The organism is Neolewinella agarilytica (genome assembly GCF_900110645.1).
Taxonomy (GTDB): Bacteria; Bacteroidota; Bacteroidia; order Chitinophagales; family Saprospiraceae; genus Neolewinella; species Neolewinella agarilytica.
Genome location: NZ_FOFB01000015.1, coordinates 73838 through 94331, shown reverse-complemented (window position 1 = coordinate 94331; position 20494 = coordinate 73838). Strand labels below are relative to the sequence as shown.

Sequence of the window (20494 nt, the reverse complement as noted above, 5' to 3'; positions counted from 1 at the left end):
TACAGATGTAGAAATTAAGTATTTATTATTTCCTAACTTGTTGTCCTGTCCCAATGCCGTGTCACTCTCTACACGCAGTTTAAAAACATGTCTCTCAAACAAACCTATTGGTACATCAGCATGATGCTGTTGTGCTCCTTCTCTCTATCTGCACAAATTCAATCACAACATAAATTGCCACTGCCGCCGGAGCTATTCCGAACGGCAGAAAGTAAACAACCTGTAAGGCAAATGCTTAAGCAGGAAATCGGTGATTTTGGTTTATTGGAATTGGACGAAGAATCTTACGCGCAGCTTTTAGCTGCTGCGCCCGCTGATTGGACGCTCACGCTGCCCGTTACGGCAGCGAATGCGCGAGAACTAACCTTGCACCTGCGTCCGCGCCCCTTGTTTCGTCAAGGTGTACGGCTTCGGCAAGCTTCTGCTGACCTTGCTTTAGTGGAGCCTTTCCTGGGCTTACACTATGTTGGCGAGATTGCCGGTGAGCCCGGAAGTCGCGTCAGTCTTAGTCTGCTCGATAACGAAATGACCGCGACTCTTAATCGCTCTGATGGAGAAAGACTTGCGCTTGGCCCGGCCAGAACGGGCGAAAAATCGGTGCCTTCTTCGGCCTACGTACTTTTTCCGGATGATCAATTACTCGACCGGCAGGAATTAGAATGTGCTACTCCGGATAGTGGCCTTCCTTACTCAGACAAAGAGCTGGGCCTGAATACGGAGGCGAAATCAACGGGTGGCTGTGTTGATATCTATTTCGAGGTAGACTACGACATCTTCTACGATAAAGGAAGTGTATCTGCTGCCGCCCAACACATCGCCGCTAACTTTAATGAAGTTGCTACGCTGTACGAAACAATCGGCATTGACCTCCGCATCAGCGAAATCTTTGTCTGGGATGAGGTGAGCCCTTACGCCGGAACGTCCAGTAGTGCCTTATTGACTCAGTTCCAGAATTATCGACAGTCCTTTAACGGAGATCTCGCCCAATTGGTGAGTTATCAGGCCAGTGGTGGAATTGCTGTGTTGGATGGCCTTTGCCATCCTTACAACGCTGCACGAATGAGCTTCTCCAGCATCCAGTCTAATTTTGCGGTAGTCCCCATTTACAGTTGGTCAACTCTGGTTATCGCTCATGAACTGGGCCACCTGATGGGAAGCCAACACACGCATGCCTGTGTCTGGAATGGAGATACGACAGCAATTGATGGCTGCCCGGGCTGGACAGAAGGCTATTGTGCCACCCCCGGCGTTCCTGCCGAAGGAGGCACAATCATGTCCTATTGCCACTTACGCTCAGTAGGCACCAACTTTATGAATGGGTTCAGCCCCCAGCCTGCGGCCGTTATGTCTGGCCGGGTTGCCAGCGCGCAAGGATGTGTTCAGGCAGCCTGCGAGCGTGATGATGACCATGAAGAGGAGGAGGATCCCGTCATGGAGATAAGCTGCGAAGAACAAACGGTTTATCTACGACTTACACTCGATGATTTTGGCATGGAAACCAGCTGGGAAATTCGCACGGAAACCGGTGAATTACACGCCAGTGGTGGCCCTTATCCTAAAAAGCAGGCCGGAAGGGTTATTCAGGACACAGTCTGCGTGCCGGACGGCTGCTACAACTTTATCATCCACGATAGTGATTTTGATGGTATTTGCTGTAAGTATGGTATGGGAAGCTATGAGTTGATTGACTCTTCCGGTGCTATTCTCGGTATTGGCAGTAAGTTCGATACGCTGGATATTATAGATTTCTGTCTGCCAGACTTACCCCCTTCACCGGATGGAGATTGTGAGGCCATCGACTTTTTTGAGCTAGTACCGGTTTCTTATGCTCCTAATCAGGATGCCGGAACGGTTACCGTTTCGGAGGACGGCAATGGTATCTATCTGGAGAATAACGCCTGGAAGGCCATTGAATATCCTTACGAAATTACCGAAGAAACCTGGGTGTCTTTCTGGTTTAAGTCCGATAGAGCAGGTGAGGTCCATGGGTTTGGAATGGATGATAACAACGTCATCTCCGCTAATCTGACTTTCCGCCTATACGGGACGCAAAACTGGGGAATCGGAGACTTTGACAATTACCCCGGTGATGGGAAGTGGAAATACTACCAGATCCCAATTGGTCAGTTCTATACCGGCCCCTCATCCTACTTGTTTTTTACCGCCGACCATGACGTAGGTACGGAAGACGGTAACAGCTATTTCCGGGGCATTACCGTATCGGAAGGAAGCCCTTGCGGAACAGACATTTTGCCCGAAACGGCGGGGCTGACGGTTCAGGAATCTTCCCTTCGCCTGCGCCCTAACCCGGCTAATGAAGTGCTGGAAGTTCGCTTGCCGGAAGGAAAAGAGAATGCGGCCTACCAGGTAATTGACCTGAACGGACGCATACTTACCTCCGGGAATATTCAGGGAGACCGGAAAACACTGTCCGTTGCTGATCTACCTCCGGGCACTTATATGTTCCGTTATCGTAAAGGACGCCAAAGCGAGACGAGGCGATTTACCGTATTTCATTGAGTAGATCGGATGCAGCCTTAGCCAGGGTTGCGGGGTCTTGCTCTTTGATGCAGCGAAAATGTCCCTTCGGGCATTGATCAAAGCCAATTTTTGAGCAGGGGCGGCAGGAAAGTCCGATGACTTCCTGTCGCCTTTGCTTTTCTTCGACCTCTCTTCCCGGAAGGTAAGGGTACATGCCGAAAGCAGGTACGGTGTTCCCCCAAACACTCACAATGGGCTTGTGAAAGGCGGCAGCGACGTGCATCAGACCTGTATCGTGGGTAACGACAATGGCTGCTTGCCGAACGAGGTCTGCTGAGCCGCCTAAAGAAAAACGACCGCATGCGTTAATCACGTGCTTGTGCTGGGCGGCAATGCGCGCTCCCGTTTCTTTTTCCGCCGGCCCACCAAGAAGTACAATCGGGTGGGGTAAAGCCGCGCAAAAATCGATCATCTGCTGCTCCGTCAACCGTTTGGTCGCATGGGCTGCGCCGATGACAAAGGCGATGTAATGGGCAGGGATTTTTTCTTTCTGAAGGTTGACAGCCTCGTCCGGACTGATAAAGTAATCGAGCCCGTTTCCGTCATTTCGGACACCCAGGGGGGCTGTTGCTGCCAGGTAGCGGTCTACGATATGCACCTTAGGTAATCGGTCGATTCCGAATCGGGTCAGGAGGAATTTTTCCAGGTTGAGTTTGGAAAAAGCATGCCATTTTGGGCGCGGCCGCAGGTGCCGGGCCTGGTGAATGGCCATGCGGGTCTTCAGCTCCCGGGTACGCAAATTAACGTGAAGGTCAATGACGTGGTCAAAGCCTTCCTGAACCAAGGCATCAAATACTTCAGAAATATCTTTCTTAATGATCCATAGACGGTCAATCCCGGGATGGTTTTTTAAAACCGCGGAGAAACTGGATTTCGTCAGGAAGTGTACTTCGGCATTGAGCTGTTCCTTCACCCCCCGGACAACCGGGGTGGTAAGAACGATGTCTCCGATGGAAGAAAAACGGATGATGAGTACCTTCATTGGCATGCCGCTAAGGTAGGTCACTGTACCTTATCTCAAAACAGCGTTTCGTTGTCACTACGATGACCCGCTACGGCCAGGTTAGGTAAAATTAGTTGGAGGAAGTCTCTGTACTTAAGTACAGTCTTGCTGGCATAATGTCCGGGGAGATCAAGGTAGATAGCATGATTCTCTCGTCCTATTCTTTGGTCAAAGATGATTTCATCCTCTTCCTGGCCCAGGTAAAAAAAGGAGTGGTGTATGGCAAAGAGGTGGTCAGGAGAGCAGGTCTCTACAATCAGGTAAGTGATTTTACCACTATCCTTATTACAAACGACATCGTGTAATGTGCCAATGTTGAGACCTTCCGGAGTATAAAGCTCACAATGAAGAAGGCTGGAGACAGAAAAAATCAAATTATGCATAGAGAAGAGTCTTCCACTTACTGAAAGACCTCAAGGTAGTTGTAACCAGGTTTCCTGCAGCGTTTGATGGGCTTATTGTGCCTGATTCTGTACTAAAAAGCAGAAAGGTAGTAGCATAAACCAGCCAGGATGAATTGGTGATTAGTTAATATTTTTTAGGGGGCTTACTTTCTTGTACGGCCTTCATGATCGCCTGAGCTGCCGGGATCATAACGCTGCCTAACTTAATAAGAGATGTCAAGGGCTTTTTCCTGGGGCGTTCTACAGCTTCAATTTTTCTCTTCTGTACAGTTTTTTGTTGGTCCCTTTTAAAGGTAGGTGTGTCGGCATAATCATCGTAAAGTTTCCCTACGGGCTCCTGATATACAATATTGCTTCTCTCTTTTCGCTTGGATATAAGCCTGGAAGCCAGAAACAGAACCGTTCCGATGCCAATTGCCGGAACAACAAGGTCTTGTATCAAGAAATTCTTTGCGGAAACGCTTGCGGGCGTTACACTATCAATCAATGCTTTTTGGGAGTAATCTAACTCGGATTCGAGTTGCTTTTTACGGTCCTGTATATCGCTTAGACTGCTTATGTTAGAAGAACTGTTCACTTGTCAGATGGCGTTTTTTCGGCGAAAAAAATAGTGATTACTTTTCTGATGACGGGGTTAATGATGATTACCCGCCGGAGTAGAAAAAGGAGTAACAGCAAAAGGAGGACAGCAAGAGCTACAATGCCAAAACCGTTGCCATAATCGGTTGCACCAGCAATATAGAAGGCAATGGCGATGAGGCCGAAGAGGGAAGCTATTGTGCCGAAGAGGCCGAGAACTACGGCAGTAATGGCTCCTGATATGGCGTTAGCTGATCTTTCAGCAGCACCAAGTTTGTATTGCTCTACTTTGCGGTCCACCAAAATATTGATGTAGCCATAGGTTTCTCCCGCTTTTTCGAGAAGTTCGTCTTTAGCCTTCATGTGTGATCAGTAGTTTGCGGGTAAAATATCAACGGCCGCGCGGCAGTTTAGTCCGGCGGCCGCTGAGTAAGAATTCCTTACGTAGTCATCCTGGGGGGACTACTAAGCTTTGCGTGCTTTAGCTTTTGCTTTTTCCATTCCACGCTTAAAGCTGCTTTCTACTCCGTCAGCGGCCTCACTGGCAGAGTCGCGAAGGGTCTGAGCTTTGCTCGTTACGGTAGATTTGATATTATCTGCTGTTTCGCTTGCCCATTCTTTTCCAGACTCAAGCGATGATTTGGCCTGATCGATGTATTCTTTGCCTTTTTCCCGGGCGTCAGTTGCTAAAGCAGATGCTCTTTCAGACATTTCGTGGCTGTACTCAGAAATCTGATTGCCATACTCGTCGAACTGAACCTGAGCTTTACGCCGCATGGCCCGTCCTTCGTTACTATTTAGGTAGTAGCCGACGGCGATACCTGCCAGAAGGCCAAATCCGAGGGCCCATCCTTTGCCGCTGTTATCTTGATTATTCATAATTAGTTGTTGTTGGGAATTCAGTTATAAAGAGGAAGAGGAAGTGAATCCGTCCTTCCTTTATTAAATCGCTTTGAGCAAGGTTTTTGTTCGTTTCAGTAGCTCTGAAAAGGTGTTTGACGATGAAAATATCCCTGAATCAGGCAAGAAATCCGGTTTCGGTGACAGATAGTGATCCTTAGCGAATATTATCAAAAACCTCCTGAAGCGTTTCCAATAGTTCTTCCTTACCCGGGATCTCGGCTTCCCGAAGCGCAGCAATGGTTTTCTGTATCCCGATCTGATTCTTTCTGCGGCGTTCCCATTCTTCCTCCTTATGACGGAGGACTGCCGCATTTTTCTCCAGAACAGACTCAAGTAATGGAGGTAATCGTTGAAGGTTCTCTTTCAATAAATAGCCAGATGCTCCATTAAGAATAGTCTCGGCTACGCGTTCCTCGTCGTTGAGGATACCAGTAATGAATACAAAGGGAGTACTGTCCAGATGTTCCCGTACGTATAGTAGTGCTTCCAACCCGTTCATGTCGGGGAGGTTGTAATCTGAAAGGACAATGTCAGGTTGGAATTCAATGAGTTTGGCTTCAAACTCTGTCCGGTTTCTTGCCACCGCAAAGAGAACCGAGGGCAAAAACTTTCTGACCTGACGCTTAGTGAGCAGCAGGTCGGCCTCCATGTCTTCCAGAATGAATACTTTGAAAATATCGTTACTCACGATTAGATGGGTTTATGCAACGCTGGCGTTGATGAGTTCGCTAATTTTGCCGGCACTTACGGGTTTAGTAATTCTGTGGAGCAGCTCTCCTTCTTTGATCAGTAAAATCCCCGGTGGAGATAAGAGGCTAAATAAACGGGCCAGCTGGGGCGAGGATTCGTAGTCTGCCTGGCTAAAATTGACGGAAGAAAAGTTTCCTGAAATGCTCTCCATAATGCTACGCATGATGATTCCGTTGCCGTCCCACGGAGAAGTCATTAATACGACTGTGAGACCCTCCTTGCTGAGTAAGGAAGGAATGTTTGTGTCGTTGATAATGTCAATTTTACTCATGATAAGGTTAGCTTCACTTATTTAGCCAGGAAGTTAGATCTCGGCTTTCTGGCATCTTAACCGGGTCTATAGAATCCATAAATGAGTCGGGTGTTTAGCCAAAGTTTACTTTTTTTTGGGACCCTGGCAAATGCAGAGCCTGAAATCAAGATGGAAAACCGAATACAGAAGGCGCGAGCTTATTGTATTTCATGAGTTGGCGAAATGTAGTAAACGATTTGGATTTTCATTAAGACTTAATTCTCTGTTAATCAGGTACTTGTGTGTTTGGCATGGTTCTTGTCATTATGGTGACTGTAAACGACTTGAAAAAAAGTAAATCCATATTATAATGACGAATCAACAGTTCCTATCCGAGATTGGCCGTTTTGAAAGCATCCTGTTCTCTTTCGCACTTCGACTGACAAAAAATTACGAGGATGCACAAGATCTGATGCAAGAGACGATCTTTCGCGCCTACAAGCACCGATCTAAATTCGCAGAGGGGACAAATTTTAAGAGTTGGTCATCTACCATTATGCGGAATACTTACATCAACCGTTATCGTAAAATGAAGAATCGCCGCCATGTAAATGAGCCGGTAGAGAGCTTCTTATACGCTGTAGAAAATCGTGGGGCCATTGCCAATGGCGGCGAGGCCAAGATGAGTTTCAAGGAATTGGAAGAAAAACTTCAGGTTATTAGTGAAATCTACCGGGTTCCCTTCCTGATGTTTTACCAGGGCTACGAGTATAAAGAGATTGCCGGGTACCTGAACATCCCCATCGGAACGGTGAAAAGTCGGATTTTCCTGGCGCGCAAGAAGCTGAAAGCACTGATTGGGGAGCGCCCAGTTGCCGTTTAATAACGGGATAAACCTCAGATATTCACGTTTTTGTGCAAAAATGAAGGGCCACTTCCTTGAAAAAAGGATAGTGGCCCTTATATTTAAGGCGTTTAGTTTTGGACCAGCTTATAGTAGGGTTATGTACAAACAAAAAACACCATGGTGCAATGTTTAGCAGGTTAGGACCCGCCAAACATTTTACCATGGTGAACTACGCATAATGCTATGAATAATAACGCTATGAACAACACGAAACAAACATAAGATCCGGCGTCGTATAGGATTGCCGGACAACACTTTTCTTTTGCCTTACGCTTTAAGACATTACAAAGATATAGCGCGCTTATTGTAGTTCTGGCGGCAAAATACACTGGTTAGTAAGCCTCTTTTTTCACTCATTTTTTTAATGAAAAAGCATTTAATAGCTGATAATCAGTTGTTTACAAGGTTTGAATTTGAAGTGTGTGGTAGGTTTCTTATCTTCACTTCATGAGAATTTTGCGCGAATTGCTGGCGGTGGCGGGAAAAAAGGCGGTTCTGGATCGACTTAATGATAAGAATGGAGCTTCGTTAACCCGAAAGCTAATTGAGCTTGCAGAGGATCCTGACCTCTCGGAGGATAATGTGGCCAAAAGGCTCTATGGACCCACCGCAAACCGAAAATTAGCCGCTTACAAGACCCTTAAGTCCAGGCTGAAAGAAATAATGATTGTTGCTATCCAGAAAGGGAAAGTGATGGAGCTGGACTACAGTAACTATAACGCTGCTTATGAAAGTGGTTTTAGGCAATTGTTCACGATTCAGATCTTGCTGGTATCTGGAGCTTATAACGCAGCCCGGGAAATTGCAAAGCAAACGTTTTACAGTGTTCGCGAATATGAGATCATCCCGCTAAATCATAGCCTTTCCAACCACCTTGCCTACCTTCATCTTGGAGTGGGATACAATGAGCAACTGGTAAAGAAGTACAATGATATAAACCGATACTACTCGAAGGCATTGTACGAGCTATCTAAGCTGGACAACAGATACCGCGAGGTCAGAGATATGACTTATGCTCATCGCAAAACCTTTTCTGAAGTTGGCAGGCGGACTTTGGAGTACTTAGAGGAGTTCAAAGAATCTCGAAAGACTTATGAGCATGTTTCCCAGTTTCAGGGTATGGTATATAGTCTTGAGATAACCGGTCTGATGTATGCTGGTAAGTACCGGGAGGCGATAGAATCTTCTAAAAAGGGCGAAAAAGTGCTGAGGAATTGTAAGGGAGCCAGCCATAGTGTTATCAATTTCCTTCTTTTGAACAGACTCGAAAGCATCCTTAAAGCCGAAAATTTTGAGCTGGGAAGATCTGAAATTGCCAGTGCTTATGAGGTGCTGCCCAAAAACTCAATCAATGGAATTAAGGTAGTGGAATATGCCATCAGGCTGGGGTTGAGAATGCAGGAATTCGATTATGCCTACTTAGCATTGGCGAACTTGAATCGCAGATTGATTAACCGGCTACTAACACCAAGGCACCAGGAATACTGGAAAATTTGGGAAGCATACGTTAACTTTCTTGTAGTAGCAGGTAGAATTGAACCCAAAGAAGATTGGGCAAAACTGCCTAAGTTTAAGTTTGCCCGGTTTTTCAATAATGTTCCTTCTTACTCCCGTAACAAAAATGGAATGAACATTCCTATTTTGATTTTACAGGCCCTGTACTTTATTGTTGAGGGGAAGTATGGGAAGGTAGTTGATCGTACTGAAGCACTAGAACGATACTGTAGCAGATACTTGAAAGACGATGAAAATCTCAGGCATAACTGCTTCTTCAAATTGCTTGTAATTACAGTTCAGGCCAATTTTCATAAGGGGGCTACGGAAAGAAAGGCTAAAACCGTTTATAATCGGATGATTAACGCCAAAGAACGGTCAATTGATATTGAGATTGTTCCCTACGAAGTTCTCTGGGATATCGTTTTGGAACACCTGACGGTTGAGCGCAGAGCGCGGGCTGTGTCTAAAGACCATGCTGGATAAGAATGTCTTCGATCATGATATTCTTACTTGGGAGGTTAGTGATGAGTTCTGCAAGAGCGGATGCTTTTTCCTTTGGTGTGGGTCAGTCCTTGCAGGCATTTGACCCGGTGGATAATCAGAATTCTGGTGAAAAGACCATCCACTAATGGCACCTTCTTACATCGGGATGTCTTCGATGACAACAGAGCTGGTGTTGTTGATTACTGCGCCCAGCCAGTCGGCAACGGAAGCGTAAACGGAGAGGATGGCGTCAATTTGGTCTGCGTTAAGCAGGTCGATAGCAAGTTCCATGTGTGGAGTATTTATTTTGATGAGGTTATCTTATGATGGAGAAGTACGGTCTAGATGAGAATGTCTTCGATCATGATATTTTTGCTTGGAGAGGTTAGTGATGAGTTCTGCAAGAGCAGATGCTTTTTCCTTTGGTGTGGGTCAGTCCTTGCAGGCATTTGACCCGGTGGATAATCAGAATTCTGGTGAAAAGACCATCCACTAATGGCACCTTCTTACATCGGGATGTCTTCGATGACAACAGAGCTGGTGTTGTTGATTACTGCGCCCAGCCAGTCGGCAACGGAAGCGTAAACGGAGAGGATGGCGTCAATTTGGTCTGCGTTAAGCAGGTCGATAGCAAGTTCCATGAGTAGAGTATTTATTTTGATGAGGTTATCTGATGATGGAGAAGTACGGTCTAGATGAGAATGTCTTCGATCATGATATTTTTACTTGGGAGGTTAGTGATGAGTTCTGCAAGAGCAGATGCTTTTTCCTTTGGTGTGGGTCAGTCCTTGCAGGCATTTGACCCGGTGGATAATCATAGTTCCGGTGAAAAGACCATCCACTAATGGCACCTTCTTACATCGGGATGTCCTCGATGACAACAGAGCTGGTGTTGTTGATTACTGCGCCCAGCCAGTCGGCAACGGAAGCGTAAACGGAGAGGATGGCGTCAATTTGGTCTGCGTTAAGCAGGTCGATAGCAAGTTCCATGAGTAGAGTATTTATTTTGATGAGGTTATCTGATGATGGAGAAGTACGGTCTAGATGAGAATGTCTTCGATCATGATATTTTACTTGGGAGGTTAGTGATGAGTTCTGCAAGAGCAGATGCTTTTTCCTTTGGTGTGGGTCAGTCCTGGCAGGCATTTGACCCGGTGGATAATCATAGTTCCGGTGAAAAGACCATCCACTAATGGCACCTTCTTACATCGGGATGTCTTCGATGACAACAGAGCTGGTGTTGTTGATTACTGCGCCCAGCTAGTCGGCAACGGAAGCGTAAACGGAGAGGATGGCGTCAATTTGGTCTGCGTTAAGCAGGTCGATAGCAAGTTCCATATGTGGAGTATTTATTTTGATGAGAGTATCTGATGATGGAGAAGTACGGTCTAGATGAGAATGTCTTCGATCATGATATTTTTACTTGGGAGGTTAGTGATGAGTTCTGCAAGAGCAGATGCTTTTTCCTTTGGTGTGGGCCAGTCCTTGCAGGCATTTGACCCGGTGGATAATCAGAATTCTGGTGAAAAGACCATCCACTAATGGCACCTTCTTACATCGGGATGTCTTCGATGACAACAGAGCTGGTGTTGTTGATTACTGCGCCCAGCCAGTCGGCAACAGAAGCGTAAACGGAGAGGATGGCGTCAATTTGGTCTGCGTTTAGCAGGTCGATAGCAAATTCCATGTGTGGAGTGTTTTGAGTGGTTATCTGATGATCCAAAGGTGTGGGCCTAATCGACTCGCTAAAGAGGCATTTTACGGGCCTAAGTAAGGCGCGTTTTTTGCTAATTTATGTCTTATTGTAGTTGTAAAACGCAGAAAGCCAGCACGTTAACGTGCTGGCTTCTTCTAAAAAAGTAAGTATTTTTGGCGGCTAAGCTTTATTCAATTTTAACATTTCAGCCCTCGTTTTTGTCATTTTTTCTTTTGCCGGGAGGGCCTAAGCGCTCAAAAGTGCTATCCTGGCGAGTAGAAAAACGACCTCTTCCTTCCTCTTCATCGGCCGCATCATAGGCCTTAATGATGGATTTAACGAGACGGTGACGAACGACATCGTCTGCCGTAAGGCGAACGGTGCCGATTCCCTTGATGGGGCTCAGGAGCTTAACGGCACGTCGTAAGCCGGAGACCTGATTATGGGGCAGGTCTACCTGACTAAGGTCACCGGTAATGATGGCTTTGGCAGATGGCCCCAGACGGGTAAGGAACATCTTGATCTGACTGGTAGTCGTATTCTGGGCTTCGTCCATAATGACGAAGCAGTTGTCCAGCGTCCGGCCACGCATGTAGGCCAGAGGAGCAATCTCGATGGTTCGGTCTTCGCGGAACTTAGCCTGTTTCTCCGCCGGAATCATATCGTCCAGCGCATCATACAGTGGCCGCAGGTAGGGGTCAATCTTATCTTGCAGGTCTCCGGGCAGGAAGCCAAGGCTCTCGCCGGCCTCTACGGCCGGCCGGGTGAGGATGATTTTCTTAACCGCCTTGTTCTTCAGGGCACGAACCGCCAGCGCAACGGCGGTATAGGTCTTACCCGTACCGGCGGGGCCGATGGCGAAGACAATGTCATTCGTCGCAGCAGATTCAACCAGTTTGGCCTGGTTGGCTGTCCGGGCTTTGATGGGCTTGCCCGTACGACCATACAGTATAGTCTTGTTTGAGGCACCATTGCCAAGCTTGGTCACGAAGGGATTTTCGCCGGCCATAATGTCTTCAACGGTTTGCTTGCTCAACTCCCGGTTATCTTGCAGCAGGCGCATCATAAGCTCCAGGTGGTGCTTGAGCTGTTGAGCCTGAGATTTATCGGCAGTGATTTTCACCTTCGTGCCACGCTGGGTAATTTTAGCGTCCGGGTAGGCTTCCCGCAGAATGTTCAGTTTCTTGTTGTTCTCTCCGAGAAGAGCCAGGGGATCTACCCCGTTGATGGATACTACGATTTCGCTCAAATGAGACAGTTTTTGTCGCCGCCTGCTTTGGCGACTGACCTGAACTCAAAACTACGAAACCTCGTCAAAAGTTTCAGACTTTGCACATACTACACCGCTTCTTTACCTTCCTTAGCACCTGCGACCGCGCCCCCCGTGACGTTCACACTACCCATTAATATCCGGCAACCCTACCTTTACCCCCCAAATATTACTTCATAACGTGGCAAATACACCCGCTTCCCTGGTTACCCTCACGACTGATTTTGGTCGGGAAGATTTTCATCTCCCCCGATTAAAGGCCCATCTGCTGGCCGCTCATCCTATGTTGCAACTGGTAGACATTAGCCATGATGTGCCTACCTACGACATCGTGCGGGCGGCTTTCATCTTCCGCCGGGTCTGGGGCCATTACCCGGCAGGAACAATTCACTTGCTGAGTGTCAATGATTATTATCAACCCCGGGGTCGATTTCTGGCGATCCGCCATGAGAAGCAATTTTTTATCGGACCAGACAATGGCATCTTTAGCCTGATTTTCGGCAGGATGCCGCGGGAAACATTTGTTCTGGACGGCTACACGAAGAACGATTCTCTGTCGTCCGTTTACGCCCGGGCCGTTGCGCATGTGGCTAAGGGCAAGCCTTTTCAGGAGGTTGGCCTGCCCGCCACCCGCTTTACTGAGCGGCTGGCTTTTCAACCGGTCATTGGCCCTGATTATATCCGTGGAGCCGTCACTTTTATTGATCGATTTGATAATGTGACCACCAATATCACCCGTCAGCTCTTCGAAGAGGTAGGTAAGGGGCGTGGCTTTCAGTTGCTCATCAAGCGCATGCAACCCATTGACGGGCTTAGTTTCCGCTATCACGACGTGCCGGAAGGAGAGCCACTTTGCCGCTTCGACAGTGACGGTTATCTGGAAGTAGCCATCAACCTGGGGCGGGCTTCCACACTATTGGGCATCCAGATGGAGGATATGGTGCAGGTGGAGTTTACTTAGTAATGATAATTACTATCACTACTACCATACTATTGTCCGGGCGCAGACGCAGGATGCAAACAGGAGTTAGAGGAGCAGGGGAAACTGCCCCCTCATTTTTTCATCAAGCCGTCCGTAAAGTGTCTCACCCCTTTTTCTTCGGCAAATTTTCCACGGTTGAAGCTTTTGGAATCCCCCTTCGGGATGGATAACGACCTCCAGTCCTTTCCCTTCATCTGCTTAGCCAGCATAACGATCTGCCCGATGTGGTAGGCGTAATGCGCCAGCTGCCGGTTCATGGCCTCCGCAACGGTGTGCCCTTCATTACGGATGTATATAATGGTATTGAGTTGCTCTGGCTGCAAACCATTAATGGCGCCTTCCAGCACGGCCCAGCCTTCAGCCCAGGCTTTTTCCAGTTCTGCCTGATGGTTGAAGTCGGCGACGAACTCATCGTCCCGGTCGCGCCATTCTTTTTCGCCGTCGGTCGTCAGGAAGTCGGTCCATCGACTTTTCATGTTCCCGTTGAGATGCTTCACAATGACGGCCACAGAGTTGGAGCCCGCCGCATCGTCCCGAAATAATTCCTCTTCGGTGAGCTGTGCCATGGCCCCTTCGCCGAGGTGGCGGTAGTAGGCGAATTGCTTTTGGTAGGAAGCTAACATGGTGTTTGGGGCTTTTAGTTCGTTGGTTCTTTAACTTCGCTGCTACTGCGTGGTGGGCTGCTGCACATTGGAGACGGCAACGTGAAATATTTTGCCTCCGATGCCTACAACATGCGGTAGCCCCAAAATACCAAAGAACCAAAGGACCAAAGAACCAAAGAACCAAAGAACCAAAACACTACAACATCGAAACATAATGCGGCAGCATCTCCAGCCACAGCGGCCAGTCGTGCTCGATATCTCCCCGGACGTCCAGCCAGTGGGGGATATTCTTTTTACGTAGGATTTCGCTGAATTTCAGGTTGCCGTCCAGGCAGATGTCCCAGTTGCTGGTGCCCAGGATGATCTTCATGTTCCAAAGGTCGCCATGGTCGGCATTGGGCATAAAGTCGACGGGGTTATTGAAGTACACATTGTCGTCATAATAGCCGTGCATAAACGATTTTATGTCGAATGCTCCACTCAGGCAGAAGAGGTGACTCACCATTTCGGGATGACGGAAAGCGAAGTTGCTGGCGCTGAATCCACCGAAGCTGATGCCACAACAGGCAATGCGTCCGCTGGGCGTGTTGTTCCTGATTTGGGGGACGAACTCCTCCGTCAGAAATTTATCGTATTGAATGTGTCTCAACACCCGGAACTTCGGGTGAATGTCTCCATACCAACTGGCATCGTTAATGCTGTCCGGACAGAACACCTGCACGAATCCACGCTCAATAAACCACCGGAGAGACTCTACCATCCCCCGATCTTTTGCTTCGTAATAACTACCTAATGTAGTAGGGAAAATGACGAGCGGCTGGCCATGGGTGCCAAAAGTGAGGATCTTGACATCATGCCCGAGGTGGTGGCTGTAAAAATTCGTGAGCGTTTCCTGCATAGTGGATTTTATTGGGTGGTTAAGGTAGCTAAATGTGTAGTAAAAGGGAGTTCTGGTAAAAAAAATATTCGCACATAGTTTTGGGCTAGGGCAATCGATGGCACCCATTTGAGGGAGGTCTCCAGAGCATTGACATCGTAAGATAAACGGTAAATAACTTCTCCATCTCTTACATTTGCGGTATTATTGTAAATTCTACACTATCCCCCCTCTGAAGATGAATATAACAGACCACCAGAATACCAAGATCGTTGCCACCGTCGGCCCTGCCTGTAGCTCCCGCGAAGGTCTTAAAGGTTTGATTGAAGCTGGCGTTGATTGCTTCCGTCTGAACTTCAGCCACGGAACCCACGAAGTACACGGCGCCATCATCCAACGGATTGTGGAGCTGAATAAAGAAATGGATACTCACGTAAGTATCCTGGCGGACCTCCAGGGGCCGAAACTCCGCGTCGGTAAGATGGAAGGAGAGGGCCTGCCCGTTGAGGAAGGCCAGATTGTTACCTTCACGAACACCGAATGTATTGGTAACGCCGAGCGGGTATACATGAGTTACCCGGAATTTGCCAAGGATGTAACAGTCGGTGAACGCGTCCTGGTAGATGATGGTACCCTGGTCTTCGAAGTAGTAGAAACCAATGGTACGGACACCGTTAAGCTCAAGACCCTCTTCGGTGGTCTGCTCAAGTCTAATAAAGGTGTCAACCTGCCCAACACAAAAATCAGCCTGCCGAGCCTGACCAAAAAGGATCGGGAAGACCTGGCCTATATGCTGACGCAGCCGGTCAACTGGATCGCCCTCAGCTTCGTCCGCCATCCCAAAGACTGTAAAGAACTCAAAGCACTGATTGATGCTGCCGGCCACCCGGCGAAGATCATTTCCAAAATCGAGAAGCCGGAGGCCATCGAAAACCTGGACAAGATCATCAAGCACTCCAACGCCATCATGGTAGCCCGCGGTGACCTGGGCATCGAGGTGCCCATGGAGCAGCTGCCCATCATCCAGAAAGACATCATCAAGCGCTGCATCCAGCGCGCACGGCCCGTCATCGTGGCGACCCAGATGATGGACTCCATGATCACCAATCCCGGCCCCACCCGGGCTGAGGTAACGGACGTTGCTAACGCAGTACTAGACGGAACGGACGCCGTAATGCTCTCCGGCGAAACCTCCGTTGGCCGCCACCCGGCACTCGTTGTGAAGGCCATGAATGCCATCATCCACGAAGCTGAAAAGATCTATGAAATCGGGATGAAGCGCCCTAAGTCAAACGCTAAAAGTGGAACCTTCGTCAGTGACGTTGTTTGTTCCGCTGCCGCCTGGGCAGCCCAAAACGTTGGTGCCCGCGGCATCGTGGGTATGACGCGTACGGGATATACCGCCTTCAAACTGTCAAGCTTCCGCCCGAGCTCGAAGATCTACATCTTCAGCGACCTGCAACACATGCTCAACACCCTGAACCTTTGTTGGGGCGTACGTTGCTATCACTACGATAACTTCACCAGCACCGATAGAACGGTAGAAGATATAACTCAGATTCTAAAGGATAAAGGACACGTGCAGGCGGGAGATATGACCGTTAATACTGGCTCCATGCCACTGGAAAAGCGCCGCCGGACGAACATGATGAAGATTACAATCGTGGATTAGGAGTCAGACAGTCAAGCCGCCCGATAGTAGCAGCCGCGGGGACAGACTCGCTCCGTTTGTGGCTACCCGACTTTCTGCCTGTCTTATCTGACTATTTTGACTTTCAGCCCTCCGGCTGAGACGTTATCAAAATCACAAGGCGAAGGATTATCCCCCCGTCAACGCAACGACGGGCGAAGCTGTGCGTTATCTATTGGTGTTCATCAATCCCCGTTCGCCGATGCGTAACGTACTACTACTCTGTTTTACCCTTTTTTCGAGCCTGCTATTGGCTCAAATGACCAAAAGCCAGACTCCCGCCGGGCTAAAAAATGAAGGTAGCTTCATTGAAGCCAAACGGGAAGCGCTGCTGGGCAAGACCACCGAAGCGATCGGCCTGTTCAAAGAATTGGCGGAGATGGAGCCGGATAACGATGCTATCCAGTTTGAGCTCGGTCGATTGCAATACGGAGAGGGAAATACCAACGATGCCATTAATCACCTGCGTAAGGCTTATGCTACTCGCCCCAACGAGGTCTACGCGGCTTTTCTGGCGGAGTTGTATCAAGCCAGTGGTCAGCACCGGGAAGGCGCGGCGCTTTTTGCGGGTCTGATTAAGAAAAACCCGGCACGGGAAGATTTTTACCTGGAGCGCGCAGCCTTTCTGGTGCGGGCACAGGATATTAGAGGAGCCATCGCCAGCTACAACCAACTGGAAGACCGAATCGGGGTAAACGCCGAACTGGCCCGGCGGAAGCACGCGCTCTATCTTGGGCAGGGCGATCAAAAGCGGGCGGAGAAAGAGCTGACGGCACTGGTGGCTGCCCAGCCCGACAACCTGGCGCACCGTCATTTGCTGGCGGGCTATTACCAAAGCCAGGGCGATGCCGGAAAGGCAAGAAAGACCTATCAGGAAATTCTGAGCATTCAACCCGCTGACGTGCGCGCTCAACTGGCCATGCAAGAGGTGGGCAATAAGCCCGCTGCTGCAGCGGACGACGATAAACTGCTGGCCTTGCTGGGCCGGGCGGACGTAGACATCGACCTGAAGGTCGGTAAGTTGCTTCCCCTGGTGCAGCAGGTGGCGAGCACGCAGGATGCAATGCTGGGACAACGAGCCATGCGCCTGGCGGCTGAACTCCGCCGGGTACACCCGGACGAGGCAAAGGCCGCCGCCATCGAGGGAGACCTGTATTTCCATACGGGGCAGCTGGACAAAGCCGCCGAAGCCTACATCGCGACCATTGAGTTAGACGATACCGTATACCCCGTCTGGGAACAGCTGCTGGCCACGCTGTACCTGGATAATCAGATCAGTGAACTGCGCAAATATGCGGAGGACGCACTGGATGTATACCCCAACCGCCCGGCCGTATACGTGCATTACGCCATCGGGGAAGCGCTGCGGGCTGATTTTGACGAAGCGAATTCTTTACTTAGCCAGGCGAGCCTGATGGTGAGCGGGCAGCCGGAGGCTGCCGCAGCCATGGAGGTATTAGCGGAGGCCTTCGCCGGCTTTGCGGAAGGGAACACTTCAGCGGGGCTGGACCTGGCTAAACTGCCGGGCGGAGCTGCCGGCCCGCTGGGCTTCCTGTGGGCAAACGCTGATAAAGCTGCCGCATTGCTGGCTTACGACCGGCCCGGTAATACGAATGCCCTCTTCCTGGAACTCCTGGGCGATGCCCAGGCCGCTGGCGGAGACAAGGCCGCCGCTGCCAAAACCTACGCCCGCGCTAAGTCAGCGGGTAGTAAGTCGGCGAAGCTCTCCGCGAAAATATCGAAGGTGCGGAGTTAGACCCGGATCTCCATTGCTTTTTAATCCAGTACTTTGCACCTGCGTCCGCGCCGCCTCTTTCCGAATCAATGGAAGGCCGGCTACCCGCATTGATCAAAACAAACTTCCATGCGTTTACTCCTATCTCTAGCCGCTTTTACTCTTTTTTTTGCTGCCAGCTGTACTAAAAAGGCCCTTGACGGGCGTGATGGCCGGGACGGACTCTCCGCCACCAGCAAGGCCAGCCAGGTGATGAAGGAGCTGGAAGACAGTCGCTTCGCTTCCCAATATTTTGAGGGTCGCGCTAAGGTTGACGTCAAGAGCCCCAAGATGAACATTGGTGGCACGGCTACCATCCGCGTAGAGCAGGATAAGGCCATCTGGATGAGCGTGAAAAAATTTGGTTTCGAAGGGGCAAGAGCCCTCATTCGCCCCGATTCCTTCTTTGTGATCAACCGCCTGAACGGAGACTATACCGCTGAGCCGCTCAGCTACATCGAGCGTAAATACAAGATCCCCGCCCGCTTTGATCTCCTGCAGGAAATGGTGATGGGCAACGCCGTTTTCTTTAGCCGCGACCTGGAGCTGGAAACCGTTGGAGAGAACTTTATTCTGAATGGCCGCGATAAGCGTTTTGCCACAAAGCACACCGTAGACGCCCGTGGCTACAAGCTATTAGGAATGGACCTGACCGAACTGGCCCAGGATCGTAAACTGGTCATCAATAACGCCGATTTTCGCCGGATCGAAGGGCAGGGAGATAATGATTTTGCCCACCAGCGTACCGTCGTGATTGACACAGAAGAAACGGGCAAGGCGACGCTGGATCTGGAGTTTACCCGCTTGTCATTTAGCGGGCCATTGGCGATGCCTTTTCAGCGGCGGTAGGGTTTGTACCGCCGACTTCAGTCGGCGGAATAGAGTAATTCGCCGACTGAAGTCGGCGGTACAAACCAAACCTAGTTGTTGTCATCATCATAAAACTTATCCTTCTCCTTCACGATTACCTTTTCTCCTTCCTTCAGGTTACGGCTAACGGCAGTGTAGGGGCCGGCAACAACGGCGTCTCCGGCTTCAAGGCCACTCTTGACCTCAATGACGGAAGCATCCTGTAATCCGGTAGTAACGACGACTTTGTCGACGGTGTCAGCCCGAACGACGAAGACCACTTCTTCCAGTTCGTCAATGCCAACGGCATCATCATCCTGTTCTTTTTCGCGGGTAGTGACGGCCTCGATGGGGATACTGATTACTCCTCCGGAGTTGCTGGTGAGAATGTCTACGCCCGCAGACATGCCCGGGCGGAAGGGGTAAAGGTTGCCGCCTTTTACGAGGTCGGCATAACTGGCGGGGTCGATGCTGATGCGAACTTCAAAGTTCGTGACCTGATCACTGTTGAGGACGTTGTCCGCCAGGCCAGCCGTCGTGCTGGAGTTTGCAATCTGGGTTACATTGCCCTTGAACTTGCGGTTAAGGTAGGCGTCTACTTCAACTTCAGCCGTCTGGCCGATTTTTACGGAAGGAACGTCGTTTTCGCTCACTTCTACGCGCACTTCCATGGCGTTGAGGTTAGCAATACGCATGAGTTCCGTACCCGCCATCTGGATGGTACCCACTACGCGTTCGCCTTGTTCTACGTTGAGCAAAGACACGACACCGCTCATGGGGGCGTAGATGGTCGTTCGCCGGAGGCTCGTCCGGAACTCAGAAAGGGTCGCCTCAGAAGATTCTACGCCGTACTGAGCAGCCCGGGCACTTTCTTTGGCTCCCTGGATGTTACTGTCTGCAGCCTTAAGATTAGCTTCCAGGCCACGGAGGGAAGCAGAGCTGGCTTCGAGGTCTGCCTGGCTAACTACGCCATCAGCGGCGAGTGCTTTATTACGATTGTAAATTTCCCGTGCATTAGCCAATTGAGCCTCGATCTGGGTTTTCTGAGCTTCCAGACTATTGATCTGGGCGCGGGCATTGGCCAGCTGTGCTTTGCTGCTGTTGACGTTGGCTGCGGCGCGGGCCACCTGGCTTTGGTAGGCGTCTGCGTCGATTTTAGCCAATAGTTGACCGGCTTTTACGCTGTCTCCTTCTTCGACGTAAAGCTCCACTACCTCGCCGGAGACATCAGAACTGATCTTGACTTCCGTTTGGGGGAATATCTTGCCGCTGGCGGAGACAATTTCCTGAATGGTCCTTTCTTTGGCTTCAGAGGTGAAGACCCGGGTGCCCGTTTCTTTATTGCTGTTCAGCACCATCGTTACGATGGTACCCAGGACAATGAGAAGAACGATGCCGATAATAATTTTGCGAGCCATGTTGATTAGACTGTTAGTGTGTGATACTGTTCAA

The 20494-nt window shown here is 49.6% G+C and carries 23 protein-coding genes; 8 read left to right on the top strand and 15 right to left on the bottom strand.

Annotation, left to right across the window (positions count from 1 at the left end; all coding sequences use genetic code 11):
* The first annotated feature begins 231 nt into the window (after positions 1 to 231).
* Positions 232 to 2520: a zinc-dependent metalloprotease gene (locus BM123_RS14190; RefSeq protein WP_175489393.1), complete on the top strand. Its 2289-nt coding sequence runs from the start codon at positions 232 to 234 to the stop codon at positions 2518 to 2520.
* Here BM123_RS14190 and BM123_RS14185 read toward each other — a convergent pair.
* From BM123_RS14185 to BM123_RS14155, 7 genes are all read right to left on the bottom strand, one after another.
* The gene (locus tag BM123_RS14185; RefSeq protein WP_090169751.1) at positions 2504 to 3529 is read right to left on the bottom strand and encodes a glycosyltransferase family 9 protein; all 1026 of its coding nucleotides are present in this window, start codon (positions 3527 to 3529) and stop codon (positions 2504 to 2506) included. The genes BM123_RS14190 and BM123_RS14185 overlap by 17 nt on opposite strands.
* 29 nt (positions 3530 to 3558) lie before the next feature.
* Entirely contained in the window at positions 3559 to 3927 is a 369-nt protein-coding gene (locus BM123_RS14180) for a PRC-barrel domain-containing protein (protein WP_090169649.1), read from the bottom strand.
* A gap of 145 nt (positions 3928 to 4072) precedes the next feature.
* The gene (locus BM123_RS14175) at positions 4073 to 4525 is read right to left on the bottom strand and encodes a hypothetical protein (protein WP_090169648.1); all 453 of its coding nucleotides are present in this window, start codon (positions 4523 to 4525) and stop codon (positions 4073 to 4075) included.
* Positions 4522 to 4890, bottom strand: coding sequence for a hypothetical protein (locus tag BM123_RS14170; RefSeq protein ID WP_090169646.1), 369 nt, complete (start codon positions 4888 to 4890; stop codon positions 4522 to 4524). Before BM123_RS14170 ends, BM123_RS14175 begins: the two co-directional genes overlap by 4 nt.
* Before the next feature lie 102 nt (positions 4891 to 4992).
* Positions 4993 to 5406 (bottom strand): YtxH domain-containing protein, encoded by a 414-nt coding sequence (locus tag BM123_RS14165; RefSeq protein WP_090169644.1) that lies wholly within the window; start codon positions 5404 to 5406, stop codon positions 4993 to 4995.
* Positions 5407 to 5584: 178 nt separating this feature from the next.
* Entirely contained in the window at positions 5585 to 6118 is a 534-nt protein-coding gene (locus tag BM123_RS14160) for a response regulator transcription factor (RefSeq protein WP_090169642.1), read from the bottom strand.
* Between the two features lie 12 nt (positions 6119 to 6130).
* A complete protein-coding gene (locus BM123_RS14155) occupies positions 6131 to 6451 on the bottom strand; it encodes a thioredoxin family protein (RefSeq protein ID WP_090169640.1) in 321 nt (106 codons plus the stop codon).
* A 331-nt stretch (positions 6452 to 6782) separates the two neighbouring features.
* Here BM123_RS14155 and BM123_RS14150 point away from each other — a divergent pair, with 331 nt between their 5' ends.
* Together BM123_RS14150 and BM123_RS14145 are read left to right on the top strand one after the other, a co-directional pair.
* Positions 6783 to 7295, top strand: coding sequence for an RNA polymerase sigma factor (locus tag BM123_RS14150; RefSeq protein ID WP_090169638.1), 513 nt, complete (start codon positions 6783 to 6785; stop codon positions 7293 to 7295).
* Positions 7296 to 7766: 471 nt separating this feature from the next.
* Complete coding sequence (locus BM123_RS14145) at positions 7767 to 9299, top strand: hypothetical protein (RefSeq protein ID WP_139211891.1); 1533 nt, start codon at positions 7767 to 7769, stop codon at positions 9297 to 9299.
* Positions 9300 to 9455: 156 nt separating this feature from the next.
* Here the strand turns inward: BM123_RS14145 and BM123_RS24725 are convergent, their stop codons facing one another.
* From BM123_RS24725 to BM123_RS24715, 3 genes are all read right to left on the bottom strand, one after another.
* Positions 9456 to 9590, bottom strand: a complete 135-nt coding sequence (locus BM123_RS24725; RefSeq protein ID WP_262490473.1) for a hypothetical protein — start codon at positions 9588 to 9590, stop codon at positions 9456 to 9458.
* A gap of 215 nt (positions 9591 to 9805) precedes the next feature.
* Complete coding sequence (locus BM123_RS24720; RefSeq protein WP_262490473.1) at positions 9806 to 9940, bottom strand: hypothetical protein; 135 nt, start codon at positions 9938 to 9940, stop codon at positions 9806 to 9808.
* Between the two features lie 214 nt (positions 9941 to 10154).
* Positions 10155 to 10289 (bottom strand): hypothetical protein, encoded by a 135-nt coding sequence (locus BM123_RS24715; protein ID WP_262490473.1) that lies wholly within the window; start codon positions 10287 to 10289, stop codon positions 10155 to 10157.
* A 183-nt stretch (positions 10290 to 10472) separates the two neighbouring features.
* On the opposite strand from BM123_RS24715, the gene BM123_RS23950 reads away from it, so the two are divergent.
* Complete coding sequence (locus tag BM123_RS23950; protein WP_139211890.1) at positions 10473 to 10670, top strand: hypothetical protein; 198 nt, start codon at positions 10473 to 10475, stop codon at positions 10668 to 10670.
* 181 nt (positions 10671 to 10851) lie between these two features.
* On the opposite strand, the gene BM123_RS24710 is transcribed toward BM123_RS23950, so the two are convergent.
* Positions 10852 to 10986: a hypothetical protein gene (locus BM123_RS24710; RefSeq protein ID WP_262490472.1), complete on the bottom strand. Its 135-nt coding sequence runs from the start codon at positions 10984 to 10986 to the stop codon at positions 10852 to 10854.
* A gap of 214 nt (positions 10987 to 11200) precedes the next feature.
* Entirely contained in the window at positions 11201 to 12244 is a 1044-nt protein-coding gene (locus BM123_RS14140) for a PhoH family protein (protein WP_090169635.1), read from the bottom strand.
* A gap of 202 nt (positions 12245 to 12446) precedes the next feature.
* On the opposite strand from BM123_RS14140, the gene BM123_RS14135 reads away from it, so the two are divergent.
* Positions 12447 to 13226 carry an SAM hydrolase/SAM-dependent halogenase family protein gene (locus BM123_RS14135; protein WP_175489392.1) on the top strand — a complete coding sequence of 260 codons (780 nt, stop codon included), beginning with the start codon at positions 12447 to 12449 and terminating at the stop codon, positions 13224 to 13226.
* 92 nt (positions 13227 to 13318) lie between these two features.
* Here BM123_RS14135 and BM123_RS14130 read toward each other — a convergent pair whose 3' ends face one another.
* Positions 13319 to 13870 carry a DUF1572 family protein gene (locus tag BM123_RS14130; RefSeq protein ID WP_090169631.1) on the bottom strand — a complete coding sequence of 184 codons (552 nt, stop codon included), beginning with the start codon at positions 13868 to 13870 and terminating at the stop codon, positions 13319 to 13321.
* 178 nt (positions 13871 to 14048) lie between these two features.
* A complete protein-coding gene (locus BM123_RS14125) occupies positions 14049 to 14750 on the bottom strand; it encodes an alpha/beta hydrolase-fold protein (RefSeq protein WP_090169629.1) in 702 nt (233 codons plus the stop codon).
* A 217-nt stretch (positions 14751 to 14967) separates the two neighbouring features.
* On the opposite strand from BM123_RS14125, the gene pyk reads away from it, so the two are divergent.
* From pyk to BM123_RS14110, 3 genes are all read left to right on the top strand, one after another.
* Positions 14968 to 16401 (top strand): pyruvate kinase, encoded by a 1434-nt coding sequence (gene pyk / locus BM123_RS14120; protein WP_090169627.1) that lies wholly within the window; start codon positions 14968 to 14970, stop codon positions 16399 to 16401.
* Between the two features lie 220 nt (positions 16402 to 16621).
* On the top strand, positions 16622 to 18175 hold the full coding sequence (locus tag BM123_RS14115; RefSeq protein ID WP_090169626.1) for a tetratricopeptide repeat protein: 1554 nt from the start codon (positions 16622 to 16624) through the stop codon (positions 18173 to 18175).
* A 108-nt stretch (positions 18176 to 18283) separates the two neighbouring features.
* Positions 18284 to 19042: a DUF4292 domain-containing protein gene (locus BM123_RS14110; RefSeq protein ID WP_090169624.1), complete on the top strand. Its 759-nt coding sequence runs from the start codon at positions 18284 to 18286 to the stop codon at positions 19040 to 19042.
* A 71-nt stretch (positions 19043 to 19113) separates the two neighbouring features.
* On the opposite strand, the gene BM123_RS14105 is transcribed toward BM123_RS14110, so the two are convergent.
* A complete protein-coding gene (locus BM123_RS14105) occupies positions 19114 to 20460 on the bottom strand; it encodes an HlyD family secretion protein (RefSeq protein ID WP_090169623.1) in 1347 nt (448 codons plus the stop codon).
* Between the last annotated feature and the right edge of the window lie 34 nt (positions 20461 to 20494).